The 3369-nt window shown below is 34.2% G+C and carries 7 protein-coding genes; 3 read left to right on the forward strand and 4 right to left on the reverse strand.

The window, feature by feature from the left end; translation table 11 throughout:
• Positions 1-53: 53 nt before the first annotated feature.
• Positions 54-389 carry a DUF1878 family protein gene (locus V7149_RS06700; RefSeq protein WP_335344871.1) on the reverse strand — a complete coding sequence of 112 codons (336 nt, stop codon included), beginning with the start codon at positions 387-389 and terminating at the stop codon, positions 54-56.
• 275 nt (positions 390-664) lie between these two features.
• Between V7149_RS06700 and V7149_RS06705 the strand changes: the two genes are divergently transcribed.
• Positions 665-1213, forward strand: coding sequence for a DUF3267 domain-containing protein (locus V7149_RS06705; protein ID WP_335344872.1), 549 nt, complete (start codon positions 665-667; stop codon positions 1211-1213).
• A 182-nt stretch (positions 1214-1395) separates the two neighbouring features.
• Entirely contained in the window at positions 1396-1599 is a 204-nt protein-coding gene (locus tag V7149_RS06710) for a hypothetical protein (RefSeq protein WP_335344873.1), read from the forward strand.
• Between the two features lie 77 nt (positions 1600-1676).
• Here the strand turns inward: V7149_RS06710 and V7149_RS06715 are convergent, their stop codons facing one another.
• Together V7149_RS06715 and V7149_RS06720 are read right to left on the reverse strand one after the other, a co-directional pair.
• Complete coding sequence (locus tag V7149_RS06715; protein WP_335344874.1) at positions 1677-1772, reverse strand: YjcZ family sporulation protein; 96 nt, start codon at positions 1770-1772, stop codon at positions 1677-1679.
• A 36-nt stretch (positions 1773-1808) separates the two neighbouring features.
• Positions 1809-1910, reverse strand: coding sequence for a YjcZ family sporulation protein (locus V7149_RS06720; RefSeq protein ID WP_335344875.1), 102 nt, complete (start codon positions 1908-1910; stop codon positions 1809-1811).
• 277 nt (positions 1911-2187) lie between these two features.
• On the opposite strand from V7149_RS06720, the gene V7149_RS06725 reads away from it, so the two are divergent.
• Positions 2188-3063 carry a peptidylprolyl isomerase gene (locus V7149_RS06725; protein WP_335344876.1) on the forward strand — a complete coding sequence of 292 codons (876 nt, stop codon included), beginning with the start codon at positions 2188-2190 and terminating at the stop codon, positions 3061-3063.
• A 79-nt stretch (positions 3064-3142) separates the two neighbouring features.
• Here the strand turns inward: V7149_RS06725 and V7149_RS06730 are convergent, their stop codons facing one another.
• Complete coding sequence (locus V7149_RS06730; RefSeq protein ID WP_335344877.1) at positions 3143-3331, reverse strand: sporulation YhaL family protein; 189 nt, start codon at positions 3329-3331, stop codon at positions 3143-3145.
• Positions 3332-3369 lie beyond the last annotated feature (38 nt).

Raw genomic sequence — 3369 nt, forward strand, 5'->3', positions numbered from 1 at the left:
AAGAAGGAAAGCTGCAAAAAAAAGAAAGCTCTCTTCAGGAATCAGTTTAATCTTTAAAGATATTTCACAAATTCGTCCATCAGAGGGATAAATAAACCTTGCTTTAAACAAGCTTGCACTGCTTCCTTCGGTTCAAGATCCTTATGTAACCTATAAGTAAATTTATTGTAAAGCGGATGAAAGTAGACAAACCCTTCCGCTTTTTGTTCTTCCAACTCTATGCTCAACTCTTCACATAGTCTGTAGAAATCTTCAACTTCCCTTTCAGCTAATGACTTTTCGACAATTAGTTTAAAAAATTCCAAATTTCTATTTTCGATCATCTTAAGTAAAAGCTTTTGCTGATATTCTAACTTGTTCATTCTCTTCATAACCTCATTTATATCCATTATTCACCTTTTCCTCCTAACCGTTTTAGACCATAATGTCTTATATTGTGAACAGATCGCTTCAATTAATATCAGCTATTATTCAAATATAAACTATACCATATTTTCGACAAAATCCATGATTTTTCCCTATTGATTTTTTTAGACATTCAGCGTAAAGTATCTTAGTAAGTTTGAAGGAAAAGATTTTAAAAGAAATGTAGAAAGTGAAAACTTTCATTGAAATTCCATTATTTCTTCTCGAACTTTATTTCTCCTTTTGGAGGTATGATACTATGAATTCATGGAAGACGATTAACTTTTCTAGACAGTATGGCTCGCACAGACTTTTCATTTTGTCTTCCTTAACGATGTTGCTGACATTTATTTTCGTATATGTGCCTGCGCAATTTTTATTTAATGCACATTCATTCTATGACAATTATTTTTACTTATTTATTCTCGGGCTTTGGCTAATTTATCCACTTCATAAGTTTTTTCATTATTTACCATTAGCTCATCATGTAAATAAAGTAAAAAAGGAACTATCAATAAAATATGGGATTTTGCCTGTCATTCATATAAAGGTTTTTGAACCGATTCCTAAATGGCAATTTATTTTTGCCCTTTTTGCACCTTTTATCGTTATTAATAGTATTTTGATTTTTGCTTGTTATATGTACCCTCATTATTTACATTATATTACCATCATACTTGCTTTTCATGCTGGCTTATGTCTTCCTGATTTTATTTGTGCAAAGAATGTGCTGTTCGCACCGAATTGTTCATATATTGAAGAGAATGATGATGGAATTGAAATATTGCTCCACAAAAACGATGAATAGAAGAAAAAGGTATCCGATATTGGATGCCTTTTTCATGAATTTGATAAAACCAAGTTTTCACAAGTCTTAAAGACTATCTTTTTTCCGTAAATTTTGTTATTGTAAATAACATACAACTGGATTTAGGCTGTCTGAATTGCTATTTACGCAAATAGCCCAGACCCTACCTTTTTTCTTCATAAATGCAAAGGAGGGAATCTTCGGTGATCTCCATATTTTTCATTATTTTTGCCGTCTTTATCCTATATAATATTAACAAAATGACCAATTCGCTTTGTCTCCAAAAGGAAATCCCTGAGGAGCGACAGCCTTCAGTGTTTAGAACGATTAATATTTTAATAACAATTCTTCTCATATCGTCATTTGTAGAGATTCTTTATGCTTAAATAATGTAGAAAAAGCGGCGGATTATACTTCCCGCCGCTTTTTCATTTAGGATGGATGAATCTTTATGTCGAAGTCTCTATAGCCAAGATGCTCCAATGATGATTAATAGGATAAACAAAACAACAATTAAGGCAAATCCGCCTCCGAATCCATGTCCAACTCCTTCTGACATAATGCTTCCTCCTTTCCTGCTTGCAAAACAGTTATCTTACCACCAAGAAGCGCCAACAATTATTAATAAGATGAATAGCACTACAATTAGTGCAAATCCACCTCCGAAACCAGCACCCATGAGGCACCCTCCTTTCATGTTGCTAAAATATACTATTCAACGAACACCCTCTTCGAATAGGCACCTATCATCATAATCCGAAAATTATTGGGTTTTAATCTTTAGTGCTTTGATAAAAGTGTCTTTGTAGTATATGACCCCACTTTAATTAAGAATAGTCAGTTACCTACAGGAGAGAATCTAAATAAATTTTTTAAACTTCAACAGGTTATTGTTTTTGTTCTCCAATTCATTTGTGGTATAGTAGGTTTTATGAAATTGGTTATTGAAATAAATTTTCCTAGGAGTGTTCAACATGAAAAAATGGATTGTTACCCTCACATTAACAGCTGGGGTCTTAGGCTTAACTGCTTGTAATGGTACTAATAATGCGAGTGATTCAGATGTAGTAGTTCAGACAAAGGCTGGAGATATTACAAAGGACGAGCTTTATGATGCGATGAAAGAAAAAACTGGCGAGGCAGTTCTTCGTGAGCTAGTTTATGAAAAGGTCCTTTCAAAAAACTACAAAGTATCTGATAAAGAGTTAGATGAAAAAATTGACGAACTTAAAGAACAGCTTGGTCCAAATTTCGAGATGGCCCTTCTTCAATATGGCTATAAAGATGAAGCTGAGCTCAAAGACACCTTTAGAACTGGCTTAATGCAGGAAAAGGCAGCTATTAAAGATATAAAGGTAACTGAAAAGGAACTAAAAGAATACTACGATAATTACAAGCCTCAAATAAAGGCAAGACATATTCTTGTCGAAGATGAAAAAACAGCTAACGAAGTAAAGAAAAAGCTTGATGAAGGAGCTAAGTTCGAGGATTTAGTGAAGGAATATTCAAAGGATCCTGGTTCTGCAGCTAACGGTGGAGATCTTGGGTGGTTTGGTCCGGGAAGAATGGTTCCTGAATTTGAAAATGCAGCGTATGCGTTAAAGGTTAATGAAATTAGTGCGCCTGTACAATCACAGCATGGATACCATATTATTCAAGTAACAGAGAAAAAAGAGAAAAAATCCTTTGATGAAATGAAAGAGAAAATGGAATATGATTTAAAGGTTTCAAAGCTTGATGCGGATAAAATTCAGAAGGCAATGGAACGTGAATTAAAGGATGCAAACGTGAAGATAAATGACAAGGATTTAAAGAGTATTTTAGAGACCCCTGAAGCTGCTCAACAATAATTTTACAAATAAAGACCCCGGACAGCTTATATAGTAAATAACTATATAAGCTGTCCGGGGTTTAATTTTTAGAGGTTGTTCATCCTAATGACTGCTGATTGGTTCTTCTCGCCTCCCTTTCCTTTTCAATCCTTTCGATATAAACTCTGCCTTCAAGCTCGATGCTTTCATTTTCTACTCTTCTTTCTTCTCTTCCTGCCTTAATCGCCATATAGGCACTAAGGAGAATCCCAATAGCGATAAAATAAACCCAAAATGGTATGATCATGACAATCATCTCCCTCCTATTTGTCTAGCTTCAGCGCC

This window comes from Bacillus sp. JJ1503, assembly GCF_036965125.1.
GTDB lineage: Bacteria > Bacillota > Bacilli > Bacillales > Cytobacillaceae > Cytobacillus.

Bases quoted from the DNA above. Each gene is read 5' to 3' on its own strand.
- V7149_RS06700 (WP_335344871.1), bottom strand. From the start codon at position 389: ATGGATATAAATGAGGTTATGAAGAGAATGAACAAGTTAGAATATCAG.
- V7149_RS06705 (WP_335344872.1), top strand. From the start codon at position 665: ATGAATTCATGGAAGACGATTAACTTTTCTAGACAGTATGGCTCGCAC.
- V7149_RS06720 (WP_335344875.1), bottom strand. From the start codon at position 1,910: ATGAAAGGAGGGTGCCTCATGGGTGCTGGTTTCGGAGGTGGATTTGCA.
- V7149_RS06710 (WP_335344873.1), top strand. From the start codon at position 1,396: ATGCAAAGGAGGGAATCTTCGGTGATCTCCATATTTTTCATTATTTTT.
- V7149_RS06725 (WP_335344876.1), top strand. From the start codon at position 2,188: ATGAAAAAATGGATTGTTACCCTCACATTAACAGCTGGGGTCTTAGGC.
- V7149_RS06715 (WP_335344874.1), bottom strand. From the start codon at position 1,772: ATGTCAGAAGGAGTTGGACATGGATTCGGAGGCGGATTTGCCTTAATT.
- V7149_RS06730 (WP_335344877.1), bottom strand. From the start codon at position 3,331: ATGATCATACCATTTTGGGTTTATTTTATCGCTATTGGGATTCTCCTT.